General features: G+C 60.1%; 19 protein-coding genes. 2 read left to right on the forward strand and 17 right to left on the reverse strand.

Going from position 1 to position 23,992, the window contains the following annotated elements:
• Positions 1-14 precede the first annotated feature (14 nt).
• The 9 genes from OS242_RS02370 to OS242_RS02410 all read right to left on the reverse strand — a co-directional run bounded on the left by OS242_RS02370 (position 15) and on the right by OS242_RS02410 (position 11,916).
• Complete coding sequence (locus OS242_RS02370; protein WP_267150054.1) at positions 15-1,172, reverse strand: exo-beta-N-acetylmuramidase NamZ family protein; 1,158 nt, start codon at positions 1,170-1,172, stop codon at positions 15-17.
• A gap of 14 nt (positions 1,173-1,186) precedes the next feature.
• Positions 1,187-2,380, reverse strand: a complete 1,194-nt coding sequence (locus OS242_RS02375; RefSeq protein WP_267150055.1) for an anhydro-N-acetylmuramic acid kinase — start codon at positions 2,378-2,380, stop codon at positions 1,187-1,189.
• Positions 2,377-4,041, reverse strand: a complete 1,665-nt coding sequence (nagZ, locus tag OS242_RS02380; RefSeq protein WP_267150056.1) for a beta-N-acetylhexosaminidase — start codon at positions 4,039-4,041, stop codon at positions 2,377-2,379. Before nagZ ends, OS242_RS02375 begins: the two co-directional genes overlap by 4 nt.
• A gap of 20 nt (positions 4,042-4,061) precedes the next feature.
• The gene (gene murQ, locus OS242_RS02385; RefSeq protein ID WP_267150057.1) at positions 4,062-4,961 is read right to left on the reverse strand and encodes an N-acetylmuramic acid 6-phosphate etherase; all 900 of its coding nucleotides are present in this window, start codon (positions 4,959-4,961) and stop codon (positions 4,062-4,064) included.
• 18 nt (positions 4,962-4,979) lie between these two features.
• Complete coding sequence (locus tag OS242_RS02390; RefSeq protein ID WP_267150058.1) at positions 4,980-5,942, reverse strand: N-acetylglucosamine kinase; 963 nt, start codon at positions 5,940-5,942, stop codon at positions 4,980-4,982.
• A 9-nt stretch (positions 5,943-5,951) separates the two neighbouring features.
• Positions 5,952-6,677, reverse strand: a complete 726-nt coding sequence (locus OS242_RS02395; RefSeq protein ID WP_267150059.1) for a GntR family transcriptional regulator — start codon at positions 6,675-6,677, stop codon at positions 5,952-5,954.
• 75 nt (positions 6,678-6,752) lie between these two features.
• On the reverse strand, positions 6,753-8,267 hold the full coding sequence (locus tag OS242_RS02400; protein ID WP_267150060.1) for a protein O-GlcNAcase: 1,515 nt from the start codon (positions 8,265-8,267) through the stop codon (positions 6,753-6,755).
• A complete protein-coding gene (locus OS242_RS02405) occupies positions 8,264-9,856 on the reverse strand; it encodes a serine hydrolase domain-containing protein (protein ID WP_267150061.1) in 1,593 nt (530 codons plus the stop codon). Before OS242_RS02405 ends, OS242_RS02400 begins: the two co-directional genes overlap by 4 nt.
• A 113-nt stretch (positions 9,857-9,969) precedes the next feature.
• Positions 9,970-11,916 (reverse strand): SpoIID/LytB domain-containing protein, encoded by a 1,947-nt coding sequence (locus tag OS242_RS02410; protein ID WP_267150062.1) that lies wholly within the window; start codon positions 11,914-11,916, stop codon positions 9,970-9,972.
• 153 nt (positions 11,917-12,069) lie between these two features.
• Between OS242_RS02410 and OS242_RS02415 the strand changes: the two genes are divergently transcribed.
• The gene (locus OS242_RS02415; RefSeq protein ID WP_267150063.1) at positions 12,070-12,228 is read left to right on the forward strand and encodes a hypothetical protein; all 159 of its coding nucleotides are present in this window, start codon (positions 12,070-12,072) and stop codon (positions 12,226-12,228) included.
• Between the two features lie 48 nt (positions 12,229-12,276).
• Here the strand turns inward: OS242_RS02415 and OS242_RS02420 are convergent, their stop codons facing one another.
• The 4 genes from OS242_RS02420 to OS242_RS02435 all read right to left on the reverse strand — a co-directional run bounded on the left by OS242_RS02420 (position 12,277) and on the right by OS242_RS02435 (position 18,666).
• Positions 12,277-13,500: an MFS transporter gene (locus OS242_RS02420; protein WP_267150064.1), complete on the reverse strand. Its 1,224-nt coding sequence runs from the start codon at positions 13,498-13,500 to the stop codon at positions 12,277-12,279.
• Between the two features lie 19 nt (positions 13,501-13,519).
• Complete coding sequence (locus tag OS242_RS02425; protein ID WP_267150065.1) at positions 13,520-15,598, reverse strand: IucA/IucC family protein; 2,079 nt, start codon at positions 15,596-15,598, stop codon at positions 13,520-13,522.
• A 12-nt stretch (positions 15,599-15,610) separates the two neighbouring features.
• Positions 15,611-17,584, reverse strand: a complete 1,974-nt coding sequence (locus OS242_RS02430; RefSeq protein ID WP_267150066.1) for an IucA/IucC family protein — start codon at positions 17,582-17,584, stop codon at positions 15,611-15,613.
• A 146-nt stretch (positions 17,585-17,730) separates the two neighbouring features.
• Positions 17,731-18,666 carry an ABC transporter substrate-binding protein gene (locus tag OS242_RS02435; protein ID WP_267150067.1) on the reverse strand — a complete coding sequence of 312 codons (936 nt, stop codon included), beginning with the start codon at positions 18,664-18,666 and terminating at the stop codon, positions 17,731-17,733.
• A gap of 267 nt (positions 18,667-18,933) precedes the next feature.
• On the opposite strand from OS242_RS02435, the gene OS242_RS02440 reads away from it, so the two are divergent.
• Entirely contained in the window at positions 18,934-19,596 is a 663-nt protein-coding gene (locus tag OS242_RS02440; protein WP_267150068.1) for a YHYH domain-containing protein, read from the forward strand.
• Between the two features lie 63 nt (positions 19,597-19,659).
• Here the strand turns inward: OS242_RS02440 and pyrH are convergent, their stop codons facing one another.
• From pyrH to OS242_RS02460, 4 genes are all read right to left on the reverse strand, one after another.
• The gene (pyrH, locus tag OS242_RS02445; protein WP_267150069.1) at positions 19,660-20,400 is read right to left on the reverse strand and encodes a UMP kinase; all 741 of its coding nucleotides are present in this window, start codon (positions 20,398-20,400) and stop codon (positions 19,660-19,662) included.
• A 254-nt stretch (positions 20,401-20,654) separates the two neighbouring features.
• Positions 20,655-21,440 (reverse strand): 3-hydroxybutyrate dehydrogenase, encoded by a 786-nt coding sequence (locus tag OS242_RS02450; protein ID WP_267150070.1) that lies wholly within the window; start codon positions 21,438-21,440, stop codon positions 20,655-20,657.
• Positions 21,441-21,464: 24 nt separating this feature from the next.
• Complete coding sequence (locus tag OS242_RS02455) at positions 21,465-22,844, reverse strand: GntP family permease (protein WP_267150071.1); 1,380 nt, start codon at positions 22,842-22,844, stop codon at positions 21,465-21,467.
• 92 nt (positions 22,845-22,936) lie between these two features.
• Positions 22,937-23,920 carry an extracellular catalytic domain type 1 short-chain-length polyhydroxyalkanoate depolymerase gene (locus OS242_RS02460; protein WP_267150072.1) on the reverse strand — a complete coding sequence of 328 codons (984 nt, stop codon included), beginning with the start codon at positions 23,918-23,920 and terminating at the stop codon, positions 22,937-22,939.
• Between the last annotated feature and the right edge of the window lie 72 nt (positions 23,921-23,992).

Here is a 23,992-nt window from a genome sequence, read left to right on the forward strand (position 1 = left end):
TGCTAGATGTGCTTTTATAGATATAAAAAGTGAGCAGACTGTGCGGCGCAAAACGCCTGCGCCTCGGTGCGCCACCTCTTATACACGTCGGAAAGGTCTTGCTCCGTTTCGATCGCCGTCCGCAGTTCGTCTGTGCCGGTCAGCAGGTCGAGAAAGCGGCGGCCGTTCACCGGATCGGTGAAGGAGAACTCCTGCCGGTGCAGGAGCGCGACCGTCTGCAGAAGATGCCCGGCCGTCTCGACCGGGCGAAACGTCTCACGGTCGGTGACGTGCACCTGTGCGCCGTGGCAGAGCTCGCCCTGATATTTGGAAAAGGTCGGGACGAAGTGCGTTTCGCGCAGGCGCACGCCCGGCAGGTTCAGTCGATGAAACGCGCGGATCAACTCTTTGGCCCGCAGCCAAGGTGCGCCGAACGTCTCGAACGGCCGGGTGGTGCCCCGTCCTTCGGAGAGGTTGGTTCCTTCAAGCAGCGCGAGACCGGGATAGACCAGTGCGGTATCGAACGTCGGCATGTTCGGCGAGGTCGGCACCCAGTGGCGGCCCGTTTCGTCGAACCAGCGGTCGCGTGACCATCCTTCGACGGTGACCACCTCAGGTGCGGGCAACCCTTTGCCCGCGGCGATAAATCGGGCAGTCTCCCCTGTCGTCATGCCGTAGCGCAACGGCAACGGATCGCGCCCCACATAGGAGCGGAACGGCACGCGAACGAGCGGGCCTTCGACGCGGGACCCGGACAGCGGGTTGGGACGGTCGAGCACGATCACCGGAATTCTGTGCGCGGCGGCCGCATCGAGGACGTAGCCGAGCGCGGACAGGTAGGTGTAAAAGCGAACGCCGACGTCTTGGTAGTCGACGAAGATCGCGTCGAGGTCCCGCAACATCTCCGGCGTCGGTTCTTTGCGCGCTCCGTAGAGCGAATAGACCGGGACGCCCGACTCCGGGTGCGTCTCGTCCGCGACGGTGTCGCCCGCCTGCGCCACCCCGTAGAGTCCGTGCTCCGGGGTAAAGATCGTCCGGAGATCGAGCTCAGGCCGCGCGGCGATGCGGTCGACGGTCGGCACGAGGTCGCGGTCGACCGCAGCCAAGTGGGTGAACAGGCCGATCCGCGCGCCTTGATAACGGCGCAGGGTGTCAGTGTCGGAGAGGCGTTCGATGCCGATGCGCATCGTCATGACCGATCGCTCCCCTACGTCCAGACGATCTTGCCCATCACGACCGGGCGGTGCGCGCCGGTGGCGGAGGGCAGATTGTTCGGACGGCGATGGTAACATTCATATCCCAGGATCGCAAAGGCGACCGCCTCTTTTGCATCGCTCGGGATGCCGGTCGCCTCCTGCGGCAAGATGCGGATGCCGGGAAGTCCCGCCCCGATGCCCGCGAGCAGGAGCGGGTTGTACGCCCCGCCGCCGCCGATGATGATCTCCTCGACGGCGTGATGCGGGAGGACGTGGTGTTGGATCGCTTCGGTGAAGGTCCTGACTGTGAACTCGGTCGCCGTGGCGATCAGATCTTCGGGTGCGTAGCCGCGCTCCTGTCCGTCTCGCCACCACATCTCCACGCAAGGCTCGCCAAACAGCTCGCGTCCGGTGGATTTGGGCGGTGTTTCTCTGAAGTATGGCAACGAAAGCCATTCTTGCAGATACTCCTCAATGATCCGGCCGGAGCGGGCGATCTTGCCGTCCTTGTCATAGGTCTGCGCTCCGCCCGTCGCCCGCCGCACCAGCCCGTCGAGAATCATGTTGCCAGGTCCGGTGTCAAAGGCGATAACCCGCTCCCCTGCCGCCACGCCGCCAGCGGGCAGCACGGTCAGGTTGGCGATGCCGCCGATGTTGGCGGTGATCCGCCCCGTTTGTCCGGTCGGATCGGCGAACAGCAGCGCGTCGACGAACGGTACCAACGGCGCGCCCTGCCCGCCGGCCGCCACGTCGCGGACGCGGAAATCGGAGATGACCGGAATGCCGGTGTGCTCGGCGATGACAGACGCCTCGCCGATCTGCAACGTGGACGCAATGTCGTACCCGGCCAACGGTTCCGGCGTCGGGCTGTGCCAGACCGTCTGTCCGTGCGAAGCGATGAAGGTGATCTCCTCACGGGCGATCCCTGCGTGTGAAAGCGCTGTCAAAACCGCTTCGGCGAAGACCCGGCCGAGCAGAAAATTCATCTGCGAGATCGTCGCACTGTTTGAGCTGCCGAGAGAGAACAGTTTAAAGACCTCACTCCGAACGGCATCTGTGAACGGCACGGTCTGGAAATGGCGCAACTTCACACCGACAGACGGCGGAGCACCGGTCAGATCGACGATCGCCACATCGACCCCGTCGACCGATGTGCCGGACATCAGACCGATGCAAGTCAAAGGCTGCTGCTCCGTCGTCTTCATGCCCGTGCCTCCGCCTTGCCGCCTCTTTGAGCGACGCCGGGGATGCTCACCGGGAGACGGCCTTGCAGATCTGTACGGCCAAAGATGCCTTGGACCGCGATCTCAGCCGCGACCGGTGTAAATTCATACGCCGAGATGTGAGCCGCCACTTCCGGGAATGCGGCAAGATCGTACGGGGTGCGCATCGACACGACGACCAGCGGTTGCGGCAGTTGGTGCAGACGTTTGACGAGCGCCACCTGCTGCGGGGAAAGCTGCGCATTCATCGTGCCGACGATCACTGCCGCACAGTCGGACAGCTGTCCGGCCACACGTTCGATCTCTTCATCGGTCGGCGGGTTGCCGACTTCGAACGTTTGGGCATTTTGATGCACCGCCTCGACCGCTTGGGCCAAGGAGTTGATCAGGTAGCGCTCGTCCTCGACCATCGACGTCATGATGTTTTTCAAATACACCACACCGACCGATTGGTCCGCCGAGATCGCCAGCGGCAACAGGCCGCCGTCATTTTTCGTCAGCGTGACCGCCGACTCCATGACGCGGCGTGCCAGCGATTGATGCTCTTCGCCGTTGACGAGCGAAGGCACTGTGATCGTCTCTTGACCGAAATACGGCGTGATCTCGTCCCACGACAGGTAGTTGCGTTTCAGGTCGAGGACGCGCTCCGCCGATTCATCCAAACGGGAAGCCGGGATCTCGCCGCTCTCGATCGCCTCGGCGATGCGGCGGATCGTCGCCTCCTGCAGGTCGTGGCTGTGCGAGACGAAGGCGAGATCGATGCCGGCCTGAAAGGCTTGGCAAACGCCTTCGACGGTGCCGATCGTTTTGGAGATCGCGTGCATTTCCATGCAATCGGTGGTGATCAGTCCTTTGTAGCCCAGTTCGCCGCGCAGCAAGTCGGTGACGACGCGCTTGGAGAGCGTCGCCGACTTGGTGACGTCCGGCTCGATCTCCGGGAAGCAGACGTGCGCGATCATGATCGAATCGACGCCGTGCGCGATTGCCTTGAGGAACGGCACCATCTCGACTTCGAACAATCGCTTGCGGTCATGTGGGATCGTCGGCAGGGTCAGATGCGAGTCCTTGCTCGTATCACCGTGGCCGGGGAAATGCTTTCCACAAGCCGGGACGCCCGCCTCTTGCAGGCCCTTGATCGCTTCGACGCCGCAATCGGCGACGAAGTGCGGGTCTTCGCCGTAGGAGCGGACCCCGATCACCGGATTGGACGGGTTGTTGTTGACATCGAGAACGGGCGCGAGGTTGTAGTTGATTCCGAGCGCCTTCAGCTCGCGGCCGGTGGCGCGGGCCACAGCGCGGGCGTTGTCCGGGCTGCCGGTCGCGCCGACCGCCATGTTGCCGGGCAACAGCGTCGTTCCGGCTCCGAGGCGGCGGACGATGCCGTTCTCTTGGTCAATGGAGATGAAAAGCGGGTGCGCGTGCCCCGCTTCATAGGCGATCTTTTGCAGGGCGACGGTCAGTTTCAACACGTCGTCCGGACCGCCGATGTTGCGGGCGAACAGGATGACGCCGCCGACGTGGTGCTCGCGGATCAGCCGTTCGATCTCCGGAGACGGCTCGGTGCCGTGGAAGCCGAACATCATCGTCTGGCCGATCTTTTGGCGCAGCGTGAGCGCGGTGTCGTTCGTTTGAGATGCGGTCATGATGGGTCTCCTTCCTCCGTTTACGCTTCGCCGACGGCGCGGCCGGCAAAGCCGTCCGCCTCGTCGAGCCGCTGCGCCGCCTCTTCAGCGGACAGGCCGGTCTTGAGCATGACCAAGGCGACCTTCACGCGGTTGCCCGACAGCGTCAGCGCGGCCGATGCCGCCTCGTACTCGACGTTTGCCGCCTGCACGAGAATGCGGCAGGCGCGGTCGACCAGCTTGACGTTGGTCGGCTTGACGTCGATCATCAGGTTGCGGTAGGCCTTGCCGAGGCGAACCATTGTCGCCGTGCTGATCATGTTGAGCACCATCTTTTGCGCGGTACCCGCTTTCAGCCGGGTCGAGCCCATCAGCACTTCCGGACCGGTCACGACCTCGATGGCCGTGTCGGCGAGGCGGGAGATCTCCGCCGGTGCGTTGCAGGACATCGCCACCGTAGCCGCTCCCAGTTCGCGCGCATAGGTCAGCGCTCCGGCCACGTACGGCGTGCGTCCGCTGGCTGCGATGCCGACGACGACGTCGCCCGCCTGCAGCCCGGCCGCCTTCAGATCGGCCGCTCCGGCCGCAAAGTCGTCCTCCGCGCCTTCCACCGCGTTCACCAGCGCCGCTTCGCCGCCTGCGTGCAGGGCTTGCACCATCTCCGGCTCCGTGCCGAAAGTCGGCGGGCACTCCGACGCGTCGAGCACGCCGAGCCGTCCGCTCGTGCCGGCCCCGACATAGAACAGCCGTCCGCCTTGGCTCAGCGAGGAGACGATCCGCTCCACCGCCTCCGAAACGGCCGGCAACGCCCGTTGCACCGCGTCGGCGACCGTGCGGTCTTCTTCGTTCATCAAGGTGACGATCTCCAGCGCGCTCATCTGATCAAGCGTTGCCGAGCGGTCGTTTGTCTGCTCCGTCGCTAACTTTGCAATCGAATCCATCAAAAACAGCTCCTTCCGTTACAACTGCGAAAACAGTGCTCTCCACTCGTTTCCGCCCGCTGCTCCTTGCCGTCCGACGATCATCTGCCGGGCCAGCATCCACGCGCCGGCGACCGGCGGGTGATCGCTCACCAGCACCTCGGCCTGCCCTTGCAACCGCTCCTGCACCAAGGCGAGGAGCGGACTGCCTGCGTGGAACAGCCCCCCGGTCGCCACGACCGGCACGAGGCTGTCTCCAAAGTCCAGCCGTTCCAACAGCACGCGAACCAGCGCGCCCAGCTCATCCGCCGCTCCGTTCAGCAGGCGCAGCGCGACGACGTCGCCCTCCGCGACCGCTGCAAACACAAAGCGGGACACCTCGGCCATCCGCTCTTTGGAAAACGTGTCGCTGTACACCACCGGGATCAGCCCGGTCGGATGCTCCACGCCGTAGCGGGCCAGCAGCAACGCGGTCAGGCGTGTCGGCGGCAGCAGGCCGTCGTGTGACTTCATCACCGCTTGCAACGCGCGGCGGCCGATGTCATACCCGCTGCCTTCGTCGCCGATCAGATAGCCCCAACCGCCTGCGCGGTCCTGACGTCCGCTCGGGTCGATGCCAAACGCCACCGAACCGGTGCCCGAGATCAGCACGATCCCTGGGCGGCCGCCGCTGCCGGCTGCCAGCGCAGGCATCCCGTCGTGTTCGACGCGCACGGCGCAGTCGGTCCATCGCGATGACGCCCACTCGGTCATGCGGCGGCGGTCCGGCTCGCGGTCAATGCCTGCCAAGCCGAGGTAGATCGCCGCGACTGCCGTGTCAGCAGGCAGTGCGGCACGTATTTGTTCAAACAATTGATCGAGCACGTGTTGCGATCTCTCCCAACCGTAGCGGTTGACATTGCAGCCGTCGGCGAGGAGATCTGCGATCAGGACGCCCGTTTCCGTCGCGACGAGAGCCCGTGTCTTCGAGCCGCCGCCGTCGATGCCGACATATGCGCGCATCGCTCCCACCTACCTTCTCAGCTCGACTTGGAGCTTGTAGCGGTCGCCGCGGTAGACAGCCTTTACAAACTCGAACGGCCGGTCGTCCGCGTCAAACGTCGAACGCTCGATCAGCAGCACCGGCGAACCGGGCGCGATGCCGAGCAGTTCAGACTCGAACGGTTTGGACAGCCCGACCTCGATCGTCTGGCGGGCGTACTCCAAACTCGCGCCGTACTTTTCTTCGATCAAGTTGTACAGCGAGACGTTGTGCAGGTCTTCCGCCTCGATGCCGGGAAACAACCCGAGCGGCAGATGCGCCACTTCGTACGCCATCGGCCGCGAGTCGGCGAGCCGCACGCGTTCGAAGACGATCACTTGGTCTTTCTCCTGGATCATCAGGCCGCGCGCGACGACGGCGGATGCTTCCTGCACCGTCACGGAGCGCACTTGGGAATCCGGTTTCATGCCGCGGCTGCGCATGTCCTCACTGAAAGAGGTCAGTTTGAGCAGGCCTTGGTTGATCTTGGGCTCGGCGACAAACGTGCCTTTACCCTGTTCGCGGACGAGCAGGCCTTCTTTGACCATCTCGCCGAGTGCCTGCCTGACGGTCATCCGCGAGATGCTGTAGCGGTCGCTCAACTCTCGCTCCGACGGCATCAGCGTGCCCGGCGTCAACTCGCCCTGCAGAATCGTCTGAGTCAGCCGTTCCTTCAACTGGTAGTACAGAGGTATCGGTATATTTTTATTTAGCATGGGTTCACCTAACATATGGAGGTCTATACCACTATATATTCGGAGAGGGAAAAACTTTTCCTCCCGGATAGAAAATTATTTTTTTACAGCTTCTAAGGCGAATTCAAGCACTTCTTCGCCGATTTTTGTCGGATCGGCTTGTAATTTTTGCAATTTTCCCACCAATTGGGCTTTTGCCGTTGCCTTCTCTGCATGCTCCGGTGGTAAGGACAAATACTCGATGGCGAGCAGCCCCGCCTCCCCTTGCCCGGCCAGTTTGCGCACCCACGGGTTGATCTCAGCCAGCAGGGCCTTGTTTTCCACCGCTGTCGGCAACCCGACCGGCAAACGCTGCAACCGCTCAAACTCGCTTCGCAAATGCGCCGTCGCCGCGGACGCCGGAGCTGGATCTTTCCAAAAAGCGGCGATCAACTCGGCGATGCGCGCGTCGGGAGCGGCATGCACCGGGCTCGTGCGCGCGTACGCCAGCATCGAAGCCAGCACCTTCGCGTCTTTGACCCCGCGCAAAGCGGCGAGCGACTCCCCCCACGCTTGCTCCGGGTCATAGCCTTTCGGGTCGTCGAGGTAGTCGCCGACGGTCGCCAGCGCCAGTTTCGACGCTTCCGGCTGGATCATCGGGTTGGCCAGCAGTCCGGCCGTGTGCAGGTGCAGGTCGGCGTCGCGCCCTTCCAACGGACCGAGGAAGAGCTGGGGACGATGGTCGATCTCATACGTAAAATCGTTCACCGGGTAGTTGTCCCAGACCAGCGGCTTGCGGCCCAGCCATTTTGCGACCTGATCCGCTTCCTCGCTGCGGATCGCAGGTGAGACGATCTCCTTGCCCGTCCAGATCACATGGATATCCGGGTTCAGCTTGGCCCGCACCGTCTGCCAGTACTGGTTGTCTTTGACTCCGTGATAGCGCGTCGGGGCGAACCAGAGCGTGAACTCCGGGTCGAGTGCCCGCTGCTCCTCCAACACCAGATTGGCGAGCTCGACGTGAGCCGCTCCGAGATCGGTGCCGTAAATGCCGCGGTCCTTGTCCTTCATCTGGCTCGCCACGTCGTCGAACGACAGCATCACCGTCTTAACCCCAAGACCGCGCATCTGCTCCAGCTTTTTCTTCAATCGTTCGCGGTCGGCCGCCACCGAATATCCGATCGAGCGGTCGATCGCCTCCTGCGTCAGTTTCTGACCGGGCAGCGGCGCAGGCACACCCGGCGAGATCGAATAGACAAAGCGGATGCGACGGTTCTCCGCCCCCTGCACGAGTTGCTTCATCCGCTCCGCATCCGCCGCCGGGTAGAGATCGGCCCACGACACCCGCTGGTACGGATCGTCTTTTGGTGCGTAGACGTACGTGTTGTAGCGGTGATCCGCCATAAAATCAAACATCGACAACCGCTCCTCGAACGACCACGGCTTGCCGTAAAATCCTTCGATCACACCCCGGATCGCAAACGAACGCGTCTCGGTCTGCGTGTCCTCCGTCGCGGCTGAAGGCGCAGGTGTCGTCTCGACCGACCGTTGCAGGTAGCCCCCTTGCCAAATTCCGGCTCCGACGGCGAGCAGGAGCACACCGGCCCCTGCCCAGATCAACGCTCGCTTCATGGCGTCTCCCTCCGTTTCATCGGCAGAAAATGACTCCACAACAACCGCTCCGCCTGCCCATCCGCTTCGACCTCGAACAGATACGTGCCAAAATGCGGATGCAGAAACAGATGCTCGCGATACGGCGCCAACTCCACCGTGCCATGCTCATCGGTCACGCTCAATCGCCCCTCCTGCGCGGTGATCTCGCAGGAGACGATCTCATGATGCGCGTAGGTGCCTGTGTAAGCCGAAAGTTGTTCCGCTGTCGGCTCCCACCGTTTCGGAACTCGATTCAGACGTTTGGCAAAATTATTGTTAACCGTAACGATATCTATGTCGCCTTCATTCGCCACAACGCCGAGTGTCGCGACGTGTGTCCCTTCCTCGTCCAAACAGGCGAACAGATCGTCCGCATGGCGGCGCAACGCGCGTCGAGTGCCGTTGTGGCGGAGGATCAGCTGCTCCTCTTCCACCGCGATCTCCAACTGACCGCAGAACGGACCATAGTAGACCCCGACCAGACGCTGCCACAACTCGCGATCCTCCGTCGGTGCGTCCGTGTCGCCTGTCGCTTCCGTTCCCGGTACGAGTTGGTCGAGGATCTTGTAGAGGATGTCATAGATCGGAAACTCGTTGTTGTTGACGACGATCACCGCCGCTTTGTGCGTCGGTACGGTGATGATATCCGCGCTGTAGCTGGAGATATCGCCAAAGTGAGTCAGCAGCGGAACCCCTTTGCGCACATTGGAAAAAATGCCAAGACCGGCAGCCAGCCGGGAGGTGTAGTAGTTGCGCTGTTGCGGGCGATGCATCTCGTCGACGAGGTCGGCTCGTACCACTTGCCGACCGCCAAACTGACCGCGATGCATGTGAAACAGCGCCAGATGGGCCAGATCGCGCACCGAGGACATGGCAAAAAAGGAAGGGTGATTGACCGTATTTTCCGGGAACACCGGCAGCGGCGACCACTCGCCGTCCCCACCGCGCATCACCGGCATCGCAAGCCCCAGCCCCATCGCCCGCAGCGGGTCAAACGTGGTGCGGCTCATCCCAAGCGCGTCAAATACGTATTCCTGCATCAGATCGTCATAAGAACACCCGGTCACCGTTTCGGCGATGAGACCGGCGATGTTGTAATTGTTGTTGCTGTAAGAAAACACCTGACCCGGCACATACCAGACCGGCAGTTTCGAGATCTCGTGGAGCACATAGCGACGCAGTCCTTGCGGGTCGCGGCTGCCGTAGTGGTCCGCCTGATTGATCAGACCCGATGAATGAGCGAGCAGCAGGCGCAGCGTGATCGCCTCTGTCGCCTGCGCATCGGACAGCCGGAACTCCGGCAGGTAGTCGATCACCGGTCGATCCAGATCGAGCAGCCCTGCCTCCACAAGGCGCAGGATCAAAATCGCCGTCATCTGTTTCGTCACCGATCCGACGCGAAACAGCGTGTCTGCCGTCACCGGCACCGCCTGTTCGCCAAGTCCCGTCACGCCAAAACCGCGCGCATAGACCAGTTCTCCTTCCTGAATGACGGCCACAGCCAGGCCAGGCACGTGTCGGGTTCTCATTTCCTCTTCGATCCAAGCTTCCAGTGCCAGATAATTCAACACACACCGACTCCCTTGAAAATTTTTCTGTATTCTACCATTCCAGTATATGTCTGACAAGAGAAAACAGAAAAGCCCGCGCTTTGGCGCAGGCTCCTCCTTTCAAACCGACATTATTCACCGTATACGTTGGTCAAATCCATCCCTTTGTAGTACGCGTCGAGGATCTGGTCGAACTTCCAGCCCTTCGCGCCGAGGTCGGATGCGCCGTACTGGCTCATGCCGACACCGTGGCCGTTGCCGCCGCCGTAGAAGGTGACAGCCGACAGCCCGCCGTTTGCATCGCGAGCGATGTCAAAGGTGGCAAATGCGGACGGCAGGATCGTGTAGTTTTTCAGCGTGTACCCGAGGTCATACGTCGAAGAGCCGCCTTTCGCCCGGTAGAGCAGCATGTCGCCCGCAGAGAGCGTGAATTGCTTGTTCGGGCGAACGGTGAAGCGAATGTTGTATTCTTTGACGATCTTGTACGTGCCGGTGGTGCCTTCAACGACCAGTTCCAGCATGTTGCCGCCGGTGCCACGCTTGCCGACATAGAGATTTTTGATCTCACCGACGCCGGCGGTCGGGATCGCTTTGGAAACAAAGTTGCCGGTCGCATCTTGGGTCAGGATAAACTTCGGATCGGCTGCGTAGCGAGCTTTGATCTGCGAGTTGACCGTGTTTTCCAACTCCGTCTTCGAGAACGCCACTTTCCAGCGGAAATAGTACGAGGTCGAGTCGTAGCCATTGAAGGACAGATCTTTATAGAACGAATTGATCGCCGCTTCATCCTGCGTGTTGAGGTTGAACATCTGCGACGGATCGGCCGGATCGTAGACGTAGCTCTTCGCGTTCAGGTACGAGATCGGCGTGCCCGGGAAGGCACCGTTTGCGTCCGACCAGACTTCGTGCTTCGCCGCGCCGTAGCCGCCCGAGGTCGAGTAGTAACGGGCATCGACGAGGTCGCCGCCGCTCATCATCACGAGGCCCCGCGTTTCGTTGACCGCCTGCGTGGTCAGAGCGTTTTCCGCGCTGTTGTTGTAGACCTGGCTCAGCGTGGAGTCGTCGACATGGAAGCCTTTGTTTGCATAGCGGTTGGAGAAGTAGTCGGACAGCGCGTAGGTGCGCGCCGCAACCGATTGCGCTTTCAACGCTTCAAGGCCAAAGGAGGCCGGCATCTCGGACGGCACGACTTGGGTGAGGTAGTTTTCCATGTTCACTTCGTTGATCACGTTGAGCTTGCCGGCAGTCGGCGCAGCGGTGATCTCGAAAGTGCCGCGATAAGACGGGTTGCCGTACGCGCGCTTGAACGTGGTGACCGTCAACAGCGAGTCTTTCGGTACTGCGTACAGGCGGTTTGGCGTGGTGTAGAGGTCTAGACCGTTGACCGACACTTTCGTGCCGACCGGCGTGGAGACAAACGTCGCGACGTCGTTGGCCGCGATCTCGAACGTCTGGCCGCCTTTTTTGTCGACGATCTGGAATCCGTTTGCCGATTTGACATCGAATTGGGTATGGTCAAGCGATGCAAAGCCGCTGGTCATGATCCCGATGCGCATCGTGTCGACAGGCGTTTGGCCCTCGATGATCACTTGGAACGCTTTGCCTTGCTCGTTGAGGAAAACGCTTACATTGCTGGCACCGACCATCACGTCACTGAGCGACTTTTCAGTCAATTGTCCGTTTACGCTTTGGAAAACTTCGTATCCGTCAGCCAGTTGCACGGTGCCGCGCAGTTCGAGGTCGAGGGTTTTCGCGGTGGTGTTTTTCGCCATGATCTTCTCTTGGAGCGACGCGACGGCGACCGCTTCTTGGAAGTCGACGATGCGGTTTTCCTTTGCCTTGAAGCTGACAAACTGGCCCGCTCCGGCGCTGAACGATTTGTTGTGGGTGTAGAACGTTTTGACCTCGCCATCGACGATCATCTGATAGGTGAGCATGCTCCCCTCGTCTTGCACAGACACGATGTACGCCTTTTCAATCCCATCGATCACTTTGTTGTCGGTCCCCGCATATGCGCCCGTTACGACAGTTGTCGACAGCAGCGCGGAAAGGGTGACCAAACTGACCCATTTTTTCATTTTCCCCTTCTCCTCCTCGTCCCGATTGGAAAACTCCCAGTATAAACTGGTGGTATATACCACTTCGAGAAGAGGTCAAAAAATCCTGCTGTCATATTCAAGCGAGATTGAAAATAAAGATGGAGTCACATCAAGGTAGGAGGCGATGTGACTTTGATCATCATTCCGAAGTTGCTGTATCAGATCTGTTTGATCATCATCATGGGCCGATGCGCATATGTCGGATTCAAACTGCTCAAGCACACGCGGAAGGACTGGCTGGAGATCGCCTTTTATTTTTCGGTCGTCATCGTCGGATACACGCTGCTGTAAGGCAACAAAAAAGGAGACCTGGCTGCGGGCACAGGTCTCCTTTTTTGTTTACAACTCCCAGATCTGGCGTCGTGCCGCGAGCATGATCAACGTGATCGTCACGCAGCAGACCCCCATCATCAGACCGGCCGACAGCGTGCCAAACTGCGTCGCCACCATGCCGATCAGCAAAGCCCCCAGCGGGATGAAGCCGCGGTCCATCAGGGCGATGCTCATGATCCGGCCACGCAGATGGTCGGGCACCTGCATCTGGATCGTCATCCGGGACAGCGTGCGGTAGGTCTGCGAGGTCAGACCGACGAGGAACATCGCGCAGGCGGCGGTGAAAAAGTCCTTCATCAGCATGAACGCAGCCAGCGACACGCCAAACCCGATCACGGAGCAGACCAGCCATTTGCCGGCCCCGATCCGGCCGCCGACCAGCGACAGCCAGAACGAGCCGATGATCGCACCTGCAGCCGAGACGGAGAGCAGTGCGCCAAATCCGTCCGGGCCGAGCTGGTACAGGTCTTGGGCAAACAACGGCATCATCGAGGAATACGGAAAGCCGAACACCATCGGCACAATCGCCAGAATCAACAGGGACTGCACGTTGGGATGGCGGCGGATGTAGATCAGCGCCTCCCCCATCCCCGCTTTGGCTTTTTTCGGCGCGGGTCGGTGTCTCTGCGGACGCATCCGAATCACGCACAGGCAGATCAGCTCGACGAGGAGCGCCGCTCCGCTGACATAGAAGATCTGCGCCGGTTCGATCACGGTGAGCAACAGCCCCGCCGTCGCCGGTCCGACGATCCGCGACAGGTTGAGCACCGTCGTGTTCAGCGCGATGGCGCTGGGGATGGCACTCTCCTCGACGAGGTTGGGAATCATCGAGTTGCGCACCGGCGGGTCCATCGCCATCAGCACCGAGCGCGCGGTGACGAGAGCGGCGAACATCCAAAACCCCGCCCCTGTCATCAGCAGCGCACCGAGCGCAAACGTCAGCAGCGTGACGAACGTTTGGATGCCGATCAGCAGTTTGCGCCTGTTGTAGCGGTCGGCGAGCATGCCGGCCGGGAACGAGAGCACAAAGATCGGCACGAGGCGACAGGCGTTGATCAACGCCAGCAGCATCGGCGAATCGGTCATCTGCAACGCCGCCCAGTTCAGCGCGACGATGTCCATCCACTCGCCCACCGAAGCGACCAGCGAGCCGCCCATATAAGTCCGAAACGACGGTGAATAGAGCGCGTATCGGCTTTGATTTGGTAATTTGACCTCGAGGTTTGCCATGAAAGACCCTTCTTCTCTGTTACTGGATAGGTTGGTGCAACGGGTTGCTCACTTTGGCGTAGCAGTACCCTTTTTCCTCCGATTCAAGGCGCATCTTCGTCAGCGCCTTATGCTCGACTTCCGGGCAGTAGAGCACCTCGCGATCCTCCTCCGCCGCCTCGGCACAGGCCGGGTCGAGCGCGAGATCGGCAAATACGCGGTCGCAGAGGGAGCGGATCTCCCGCCACAGGTCAGCCTCCTCGACCGGGAAATCTTTGCAGAGTTGGAGGATGATTTCCGAGATGTGGTTCTGGAATACAGTATAAAACACTTTATTCTGCATGTCCTTGACTTTTTCTGTCACCGTGACGGAGCCTGGATAAAATTTCATGTCAAATCCGGCCGCCCGCAGTCGCTCGCCGTACAGACGCGCCCCGCCCCAGTCGCGGAACAGCATTCGCACCGGACGTCCCGCTTTAAACACCGGGACGCTGTTTTGCATGTGGCCTTCGAGACCGACACCGTAGCGAACCATCAAAGTGAGCACGCCCGGCAGCGTCATTTCGGCGTATGCGCGGACAAACTCCTTGGCCGCCGCTTCCAGCGATCCGGCCCCGGTCGATTCTGCGAACGCCTCGACCAGTTCCGCGAGGATCCGCTTGCCGGAGATCGGTGATTCGGAGTAGAGCGCGGAGCCGACGATGGCCAGCTCTTCCGTGCCGGTGAACCCGTCGATGTTTTCCCGCAGGACAGCGGAGAGATTGCGGGATTTTAATGAATCGGACGATGTAAAGCAATACCCTGCCAGTTCCGACACCGGCACGAACGTCCGCAACAGCTCCGGCTCGCGATCCATGATCTCGCGGATCATGTGTGTAAAGACAGCTGCATTCTGCGTCGTGTTGGCCGAGATCGAGCGGACGGTGGAGGTCATCTGCGAGTTGACCGCCACTTTCAGAGCCAGCGCCTGCGGACCGCGTCCGAGCGGCACGACGGTGCGGAACGAGGAGGTCGCGCCGCACGGCACCGAGTAGCCTTCGACCGGCACGACCACGTGTTGCTCGATCTCGCGGGCGTAGATCTGCGGAATCGCTTTCTCGTACTGCCACGGATGGACCGGGGTCAGCAGATAGTCATCGAGTGCAAGACCGAGCCGCTCCCACTCGTTGCGGGCGACCGTCTCCAACTCCGGGTATTGTCCAAACAGCACGTCGTTCGGGTGCGCGACCGGATCGACTGCGGAAAATTCGGCGTGGTCGCGGTGCATCCCCACAAAGCGGATGTCGGTCACGCCGTTAAACTCCGGCGAATAGCGATAGACTGCATCCGAATCCATGCCGATCTTGGTCTTGGTGCCAGGGTGCAAGTTGTGCCCTTCGACGCAGAGCTGTTCAAAGAAAAGCGACGCGTCAAACTGCGGGTCCTGTTTTTTGCATGCCATCATCAGCCCGAGCGTCGTGTCGGTCCGCAGCTCGGCCGCCGCACGCTGCCACTCCCGCTTTTGCTCGTCGTAATGGGCATAGCCGAGCGCGAGGTTGGCACTGCCGTTGCGCAGTTCGTCGGTCAGCCGCAGCCAGGCGTTTTCACTGCGTCCGGAGGTGGCGATCTCCTGCAGACGGATCAGGTGCAGAACTTCGGCCGCATGCTGGAGCGGCCGGACGGTGCCGTCCGCCACGTGCAACACAGGACCTTCGACGTCGAGACGGCGAAAGGCAAACGTCCGCCCGAGCGGAGTCACGAGCTGTTGATGGCCTGGGAGCGGATAGACCTTGTACATGCGGTCAGCCGGGTCATAGCGCTTGAGTGCGGCGAGAAAGGCTTCCCACTCGGGAGTCAGTTCCGGCACGTTCAAGGTAAAACGGCCCTTTTCCACTTGCAGGTCATAGGCAGCGGTGGCATACCCGAGGACGTCCTCCCGCAGCAGGGACGCGACGAGGCGTTGCAAGATCGTCTGCCGTGCCTTCGGGATGTGCGAGCGGTACGCGTCTGCCAGATGCGGCTGCTGCGCGTCGAGATAGCGCAGGACGCGCTCTTCTTCCGGGTCAAGCCCGCCTTGCCGGATGTTGCGGTACGCGTCTTGGAGAGCGTCCTCTGCCTGTTGTTCGATCAAGATGTTCATCTCCACTCACTCCTAGACCTGCGCCAATGGATTCGGCACTTTTGCAAACGTATATGAGGTGACGTCGCCAAGCAAACGCATCGTCGCCATCGCTTTCAAATCGATTCCTTCTTCAAATAAAGCCGCTTCATCTGATTCTGTCTGCTCCGCAATCGCCGGGTCTTGTTTCAATTCGGCAAACACGCGGCGGCAGACTGTTGCGACCGGCTGCCACAGCACGAGTTCATCCAGTTGCAACCAGCGGGCGATCTCGGTGATCAGCTCGCCGAAGTGATTTTGGAACACCGGGTAATAAATTTTGTTGCGCATGTCGTCGACATCGTCGATCACCGTCGCCGAACCGGGGAAAAACTCGGCGCCCATGCCCAGTTTGGCCAAGCGCGATTGGAGAATGCGGACGCCGCCGAAGTCGCGCAGGATCATCCGCACCGGCTCGCCCGCACGGAAGACGGCGACGCTGTTTTGCAGGTGCCCTTCCAAGGAGATGCCGTACCGGCTCATCACGGTCAGGAAGCCCGGCAGCGCGACGTTTGCGTACGCTTCAAGGAAAGAGACGGCCGCTGTATCCAGATCGCTGATGCCATGCTGTGCGGCGTACTGCTCGATCAGTTCACCTGCCACCGGTTTGCCGCTGATCGGCGACTTGGCGATCAGACCGGAGCCAGGCATGGAGATCTCGCCTTCAAGAACGTGGTTTTCCGGATTTTCGCGCAGGATCGAGGCGAGGTTTTTGCCGAGGTTCATCCGTTCTCCGTGGGAGAGTGTCTGGTCGGCCGGGTCGTAGTAGACACCGCAGCTCTCCTCCAAGATCACGAACGCACCGCCAAATTGATCTTCACGCTCCTGAATCTCTTTTAAGATCCGGGTCAGAGTCGGCCCGTTAAACGCCGAGTTGGGCGAGATCGTGCGCACCGCGCCGGTGGTCTGAACGTTGACGCACGTTTTGATGTGGTGCTTGCCCGCGCCGTGCCGTTGCACCGGTGCCAGCGAGCGGAACGACATCAAGGCGTGCGTGCGGATGCGGAAGCTCGGGATCGGCACGATCTCCCCCCGCTCGATCTCGCCTGCGTACAGATGCGGAAGCGTATGTTCAAACTGCCACGGGTGCAAAGGGATCAGTTCATAGTCGGCCGCGTCGAGTCCCCGCTCCCGCAACCGTTGCTCGATGTGTGCTTGCAGTCCGGTGTGCTCCCGGCACAACAGGTCGGCCGGGGACGAACCATCGAGGGAAACAAAGCGGACGAGGTCTTTGCGCACGGCCGCCATCGCCACACCGGGAGTGGCGCCCCATTCCGGGGAATAACGAATCACGTCCTCCACATCCAGCCCCATCTTGATCTTGGCCCCCGGATGCAGCGGATGTCCTTCGACGACCCACTGTTCAAAGAAAGCCAGCGGCGAGAACATCGGGTCAGACCCGACCTGCTGCTCTGCCCATGCGGTCGCCGATGTGACGCCAGCCCGTTCCGCCTCTGCGCGCAAATCCCGTTCGCGCACCTCGGCACCGGCCAGAGCCAGCGCGTAGTTGGCGACGCTGTTTTGCAACTCTTCCCGGAAGCGGCGGAAGCGCTGTTCGCCCTCGTCGTCCTGTACCACGTCCGCTTTGACGAGATCGATCAACTCCACCGGGTGCTCGATCACACGCACCACCCCGTCTGCTGCCGTCACGGTCACGTCGCCCGTCCCGAGATCGAAGCGGCCCAGTGTATGCCGCGCCTTGACCGGCGCGCGCAGGACTTCCCCGCTGCGCACCTGCACCTCGACCGTCCGGTCGCCGTCCGGCCAGATCGTGCGGTGCGCGAGACCGGCGATGTTTTCCCGGATCATCGCCTGCAACAAGCGGTGCAGGATGCCGCGACGAGCTGCCGCGAGATGTTGCAGGAACAACCCTTCCAATTCCGGCTGTTCCGTATGTATATGGAAACAGATCTTCGACTCTTCCGCGTCGAGCTGTCTCTGGCGGTCGTGCGATTCAATCGTAGACAAAACGTTCACCTCATCAAGTGTCTTTTACTGAAAACAATTCTCAATAACAGCATATTGATAATGATTATCACTGTCAAGAGATTTCACACAAAAAAACAACTTCCGCGTACGGAAGCTGTTTCTACTTTTACCCACGTGCCCGACTTCTATTTAGACGGCCTGGACAACAGCGGCATCGCTTGGTCGAGGATCAGCCCTGCCGCCAACGGACCGCGCCCGCGCGACCAGAGGTTGCGGTTGACTTCCATCGCGCCGTCGGTGCGGATCGCATGGAGACTGCGATACTGCCACTTGTCTTCCCATTTTTTATAATCGCCGTAGATGAACAGATAGTCCGGGTCAATCTCCAGCATCTGTTCAATCGTCAGCAGACCGACTTCCGAAAATCCTTCCTTTGGGGACTCAGGCTTTTGATAGGCGTAATTCATGCCGATGTCGGTCATCAGCGAGCCGACAAACGAATCTTTCAGCCAGATCGAAAACGTGTCATCAAACGCGCCGCCGATCAAGACGGTGCGGTCGCTCTTCACCTGTTGCTTCACCGCTGCCACTTTTGCAGCCAGCTCTTGTCTGACTTGCTCCGCCTTGCCCGGCTTGCCGACGATCTCGCCGATCAACTGGAGGTTGTCGAGCACCTCCAGATAGCTGTTGTCGTCAAGCGCGATGGTCGGCGCCACCGCCTGCAGTTCGCTTTGGATCATCTGATGACGATCCGCGCTGGCGATGATCAGATCCGGCTGCACCGAGCGGATCAGATCGAGATTGGGTCTCGTGCGGTCTCCGACATTGCGGTAGTCTGTGAGTTTGTCTGCCACATAGTCCGGGACTTCACTTTTGCCGGCGCTGGCGATCCCCGCCGGATAGACGTCCAACGCCACCAGCGTATCGACAAAGGAAAAGTCCAGCGCGACAATCGTTTTTGGCGTGCCTTGTATGGTCGTGCTGCCCCACGCGTGCTCATATGTGTACTCCAAAGCTGCCGGTTCCGCATCGCGAACCCCGAGGCTGATGGAGCATCCGCTCAATACCGATACCATACTCATGATCACAACCAAAAACAGGGTCAAGTGGCTTCTTCGCAAATCGATCACTCCTCCCCCGTAAATTAAGCCTTATGCATGAAATAAAAAATAGTTTCTGCTCACATTTCTACAAGCGGTTACAATATCCTTCCACAGGATCAATCAATCGTTAAAACGATCACATTTTAGTCATATTTGTCCGGTATTTTACATCGACGAAACATTTACGAAAGTTTCCTAAATGTGTACATTTCTTACTTTCTAATTTGATAAAATCTATGTTATATTACCATATGTCGGAAAAATATGTACCTCTGGAGGTAAATGATGAAAAAAGTAATTGCGCTTTCTCTTGCTGGCTCGCTCCTCCTCGTACCGTTTACCGCGTCTGCCCACCCGGGTCGAACGGACAAAAGCGGCGGCCACACCTGCCGAACCAACTGTGAAAGCTGGGGGCTCTCTTACGGGGAATACCACTATCACAACGGCGGCGGATCCTCTTCGGGTGGCGGTTCTTCGTACACCCCTCCTTCGTACACGACTCCTTCTTACACCGCTCCGGTGCAAGTCCAACCGCAGTACAACGTCTTCCAAAATTCGACCTACCTCAATACGTTTGGCACCTTCGAGGCTGCCCTCTCTTATGCTAAGCTGTGGGAAGGCGGCTCCGTCTACAGCATCAGCTCCGGCGAACTCGTCTGGGACAACCACTACTCGCAGGTCTTCCAAAACAACACCTACCTCGGTGACTTCGCAAGCCGCAAAGCAGCGATTGACTACGCCAAACTGTGGGCCAACTCCAAAGTCATCGACTTCAAGAGTCAAGCGGTCGTCTGGGACAACTGGCCGCTCCACGTCTACCAAAACAACAATTTCCTGAAGTCCTTCCTCGACGAGGACGCCGCAACCGAATACGCCAAACTGTGGGCCAACGCACGAGTAGTCGACACCCTGACCCAAGCCGAATCCCGCTACAACTGGCAACAGTAAAAACAGCCGTAGCCCTCATCGCTCTGATGAGGGCTTTTTTTCGTCCATGTTTTGTTCATTCCCCTATTCCAGATCGGCCACCGTCCCCGGGCCGATCAGCGTGCCGGGGTTTTCGCCGCGCAGGATGGCGGTCATCGCGCCGCGTCGCTCGAAGTCGAAGAGATGAATCGGCAGTCCAAAATCGCGGGCCAGCAAAAACGCCGATTGGTCCATCACTTTCAAGTTGTCCCGCACGACGTCTTCGTAGCCGATGGTCCGGTAGCGGCGGGCGGTAGGGTCGCGCTTGGGGTCGTTGTTGTAGATGCCGTCGACGCCGTGTTTGGCGGCAAAGATCGCGTCGCAGCGCAGTTCGATCGCCCGTTGCACCGCCGGATAATCGGTAGTCATAAACGGTTGCCCGGTTCCGCCTGCGAGGATGACGATAAATGACTTCTCCAGATGATGGATCGCTTTTAACCGGATGAACGGCTCGGTGATGGCGTTCATCGGCACCGCTGTCATCACGCGCACTTCCTGCCCGCCGTGCGCTTTCAGGACGCTGCGCAGCATCAAGGAATTGATCACCGTGCCGAGCACGCCGATGGTGTCGGCCTCCGCCCGCTCGAGACCCCATGCCTCGCCGACGTTGCCGCGAAAGATGTTGCCGCCGCCGATCACGATGGCGACCTCCACCCCCATCTCCGCGACGCTGAGCACCTCGGCGGCGATGTGCTCCAGCGCCTCCGGGTCAAATCCGAAGTCGCGCGGTCCCGCCACGGCCGCGCCGCTCAGCTTGATCAAGACGCGATTGTATCTCGCCGTCATCTCACCCCTCCTCGCAAACGATTCATATATCGGGACTCGCCGACATACGATGATTTATTATTCATACGGAAAAAAGGAGTGATGCGCAACGTGACCGTCACAGCCTGGTCCGGTGTCTTTTTGTTTGTGGGCTTTTTATCGACGATGATCGCCCTCCTCATCTACCTCCTCCAAAGCATACGCAGGTGACCCCGAAAACAAAACAGGCGCACCCGTCTCCGAGCGCGCCCATCCTGTCTTTTTTCACGTTTCCCTTACTGAGCGGTGTACCCGCCGTCGATGACCACCGCTTGCCCCGTGATCCCCGCCCCTTTGTCGCTGACGAGAAACGTGGCGTAGTCGGCGATCTCCTGCACTTGCAAGAGTCGGCGCTGCGGCACCAGCGGATAGATCACCTCTTCCAACACGCTCTCCAGCGGCACGCCCCGCGTCTTGGCGAGGTCGCTGAGCTGACCGCGCACCAGTGGCGTATCGACGTAGCCCGGGCAGAGTGCGTTGACGGTGACACCGTGCGCCGCCGCTTCCAGCGCTGCTACTTTGGTCAGACCGATCACGCCGTGCTTGGCGGAGTTGTACGCCGCTTTGCCGGCAAATCCGACCAGACCATTGATCGAAGCCATGTTGATGACGCGGCCGAACCCTTGTTTTTTCATGATCGGCAGCGCATGCTTGATCGCGTAGAACGGCGCGGTCAGCATGATCTTGACCAGCAGTTCGAAGCGGTCGCTCGGGAACTCTTCGAGCGGCGACACGTATTGCATCCCTGCGTTGTTAACGAGGATGTCGAGTCGGCCGTATGCGGAGACGAGCGCGTCGATGGCCGCTCCCACCGCCGTTTCGCTGGTGACATCGCAGGTCAGCGGCATCGCGGTGAAACCGGCTGCACGCAGACGTTCCGCCGCTTGCTCGGCTGCTGCTTGATTGAGGTCGGCGATGCCGACCGCAGCGCCTTCGCTGGCGAACGTCTCGGCGATGGCGAGGCCGATGCCGCTGGCCGCGCCGGTGATCAGGGCGACTTTTCCTTGGAGCAGTTGGGACATGGAACAGGTACCTCCTTTAGGCCTTTAGAAGATCGAAACTGCGAATGCGAGGATAAAGACGGTCACCGTTTTGACGATGGTGATCGCAAAGATGTCTTTGTACGACTGGCGATGTGTAAGTCCGGTGATTGCCAACAGCGTGATGACGGCACCGTTGTGCGGCAGAGTGTCCATGCCGCCGGACGCCATCGACGCGATGCGGTGGAGCAACTCCGGCGAGATGCCGCTCGCATTGGCCATCTCCAGATATTGTTTGCCCATCACTTCCAGCGCAATCGACATGCCGCCAGATGCGGAACCGGTCACACCGGCCAGCACGTTGACAGCCACCGCCTCGGAGACGAGCGGATGCGAGGACACGCCGAGGATCGATTCTTGGATCGCTTTAAAGCCCGGCAACGTTTTGATGACGTTGCCAAAGCCGACTTCGGACGCGGTGTTGAAGATCGCCAGCAGTGCGCCGGCTGCAGCCGTGGTCAGACCGGAAGCAAATTTGTTCGAGACGCTCTTGACGTTGATCAGGATCGCCGCGAGGATCCCGACCGTCAGGGCGATGATCAGCGACCAGGACGAGACGACCGTCGCGGGATTGGCGATCTTGAACGACTCTTTCAGCATCGCTGCGTCGTACCAGTTTGCCACGGAGAGCCCGGTTCGGGAGAGCGTAAAGTTGGTGACGAGCACGAGCACGAGCGGCAACAGAGCCAGCCACAGATTGATGTATTTCGTGTCGGTGGCGATCTCCGGCTCGTTGATATGGCCTTCGCCGTAGCCTTCACCAGCGACCAACGCTTGTTTGCGACGGCGTTCCAGCCACCACATGCCGCCGAAGAACACCATCAGCGCCCCGATGATCCCAACGACCGGCGCGGCATAAGCGTCGGTGCCAAAATAGTTGGTCGGGATGATGTTTTGGATCTGCGGGGTGCCCGGCAGCGCGTCCATCGTAAACGTGAACGCGCCGAGCGCGATCGTGCCCGGAATCAGACGCTTCGGAATGTTTGCTTCGCGGAAGATCGCGACAGCAAACGGATAGACGGCAAAGGCGACGACGAACAGCGAGACGCCGCCGTAGGTCAAGATGGCACAGGCCAGCACGACCGCGAGGATCGCACGCTGCGAGCCGATGGCGCGAACGATGCCATGCGCGATGGAGGCGGCCGCCCCGCTCATCTCCATCACCTTGCCGAATACTGCCCCTAGCAGGAAGATCGGGAAGAAGGATTTGACATAGTTCGCCGCGTTCGTCATGAATGACTCGGTGTAGCTCGGCATCAGCGGCAGGCCGGAAAGCACCACCGCCAGCAAGGCAAAGATCGGCGCAAACACGATCACCGGGAAGCCGCGGTAGGCAAAATACATCAGCAGGCCCAGCGATACGATAATTGCTAAGATTTCTAACAAAGAAAACACCTTCCTTTCGATATACTAGAATACTATCAATATGTATAACGGAGCAACTCATATTTTTTCAAATGAGTTGCTTCCGGTCGCACTCAGTGCGAGGTGAAGAAGTTCCACATGATCGTGGTGGCATCCGGACCGGACGGGTCGGTGTAGGAACCGGACGAAGAGCCGCCCGACCAAGCATGACCCATGCCGGTCACTTTGTAGTACTCGATCAGCCCTCTGCCAGCGCCGTCGTTGTAGACGTACCGGGTATAGCTGCGTCCGCCGGAGACGGTGCCGGTGTAGGTCGCGTCTGCGGTCGCGTTGACCGAGTCGTTGTTGCTCGCGTCGTCGACATAGTCGTTGGCCTGCGCCCACGATCCGACGACAGACGTTGCGTTGCTCGGATGGACGGTGCTGTCGCCTGTGCCGTGGAAGACGATCGTCGGCATGCGGCGTTTGTAGCTGCCCATCTCGCGGTAGATATCGTAGCCGGACGAATTTGGCGAGTACGCAGCTCCGTAGTTCATCGCCGACGTGGCCGTGAAGGAATCATCCGCTGCGTTGTACTCCACCCCTGCTGCGACACCGACGCCTCGGAACACATCCGGGTAGGTCGCGCCCATGACCGACGCCATCGCGCCGCCTGCGGACAGACCTGCGACGTACACGCGGTTCGAATCGATGGTGTACGCGCCTTTCACTTTGTCGACCATGCCTTTGATGATCGCCGCTTCGCCGCTGCCGCGATGCTGGTTGTAGTCCAAGAACCAGTTCCAGCATTGGTAGGAGTTGGCGTAGATGTTCATCTCCGGATAGAGGACGATCACTTTTTTCGATTCCGCAAGCGCATTCATTTTGGTGCCGGCAGCAAAGTCGTTCGGATTTTGCATGCAGCCGTGCAGCATGACCATCAACGGCACCGGCGTGCCCGCCGTGTATCCGGTCGGAACGAAGACCTTGTAGTAGAAGTTGCTTCCGTAGTAGTACTCGTTAAAGCTGGAAGCCTCTGCCTCACCCGGCGCAAACGTGAGCAAACTTACGACAAACGCCATGAAGATCATCCCGATCTTGCGCATCGTCCCTTTCATTTGTTTTTCCTCCCTCTCTCTTTGTGTGAAAGTTTTTCGAACTTTCACTTCATTCTAACGACCGGTCGTTGC

Source organism: Tumebacillus lacus (genome assembly GCF_026410385.1).
Classification (GTDB): Bacteria; Bacillota; Bacilli; order Tumebacillales; family Tumebacillaceae; genus Tumebacillus; species Tumebacillus lacus.

Excerpts from the sequence above, each read along its gene's own strand:
- OS242_RS02420 (WP_267150064.1), bottom strand. The coding sequence starts at position 13,500 with ATGGCAAACCTCGAGGTCAAATTACCAAATCAAAGCCGATACGCGCTC.
- OS242_RS02390 (WP_267150058.1), bottom strand. The coding sequence starts at position 5,942 with ATGCGCGCATATGTCGGCATCGACGGCGGCGGCTCGAAGACACGGGCT.
- OS242_RS02460 (WP_267150072.1), bottom strand. The coding sequence starts at position 23,920 with ATGAAAGGGACGATGCGCAAGATCGGGATGATCTTCATGGCGTTTGTC.
- OS242_RS02450 (WP_267150070.1), bottom strand. The coding sequence starts at position 21,440 with ATGTCCCAACTGCTCCAAGGAAAAGTCGCCCTGATCACCGGCGCGGCC.
- OS242_RS02425 (WP_267150065.1), bottom strand. The coding sequence starts at position 15,598 with ATGAACATCTTGATCGAACAACAGGCAGAGGACGCTCTCCAAGACGCG.
- murQ (WP_267150057.1), bottom strand. The coding sequence starts at position 4,961 with ATGGATTCGATTGCAAAGTTAGCGACGGAGCAGACAAACGACCGCTCG.
- OS242_RS02410 (WP_267150062.1), bottom strand. The coding sequence starts at position 11,916 with ATGAAAAAATGGGTCAGTTTGGTCACCCTTTCCGCGCTGCTGTCGACA.
- nagZ (WP_267150056.1), bottom strand. The coding sequence starts at position 4,041 with ATGACCGCATCTCAAACGAACGACACCGCGCTCACGCTGCGCCAAAAG.
- OS242_RS02375 (WP_267150055.1), bottom strand. The coding sequence starts at position 2,380 with ATGAAGACGACGGAGCAGCAGCCTTTGACTTGCATCGGTCTGATGTCC.
- OS242_RS02400 (WP_267150060.1), bottom strand. The coding sequence starts at position 8,267 with ATGAAGCGAGCGTTGATCTGGGCAGGGGCCGGTGTGCTCCTGCTCGCC.
- OS242_RS02395 (WP_267150059.1), bottom strand. The coding sequence starts at position 6,677 with ATGCTAAATAAAAATATACCGATACCTCTGTACTACCAGTTGAAGGAA.
- OS242_RS02370 (WP_267150054.1), bottom strand. The coding sequence starts at position 1,172 with ATGACGATGCGCATCGGCATCGAACGCCTCTCCGACACTGACACCCTG.
- OS242_RS02440 (WP_267150068.1), top strand. The coding sequence starts at position 18,934 with ATGAAAAAAGTAATTGCGCTTTCTCTTGCTGGCTCGCTCCTCCTCGTA.
- pyrH (WP_267150069.1), bottom strand. The coding sequence starts at position 20,400 with ATGACGGCGAGATACAATCGCGTCTTGATCAAGCTGAGCGGCGCGGCC.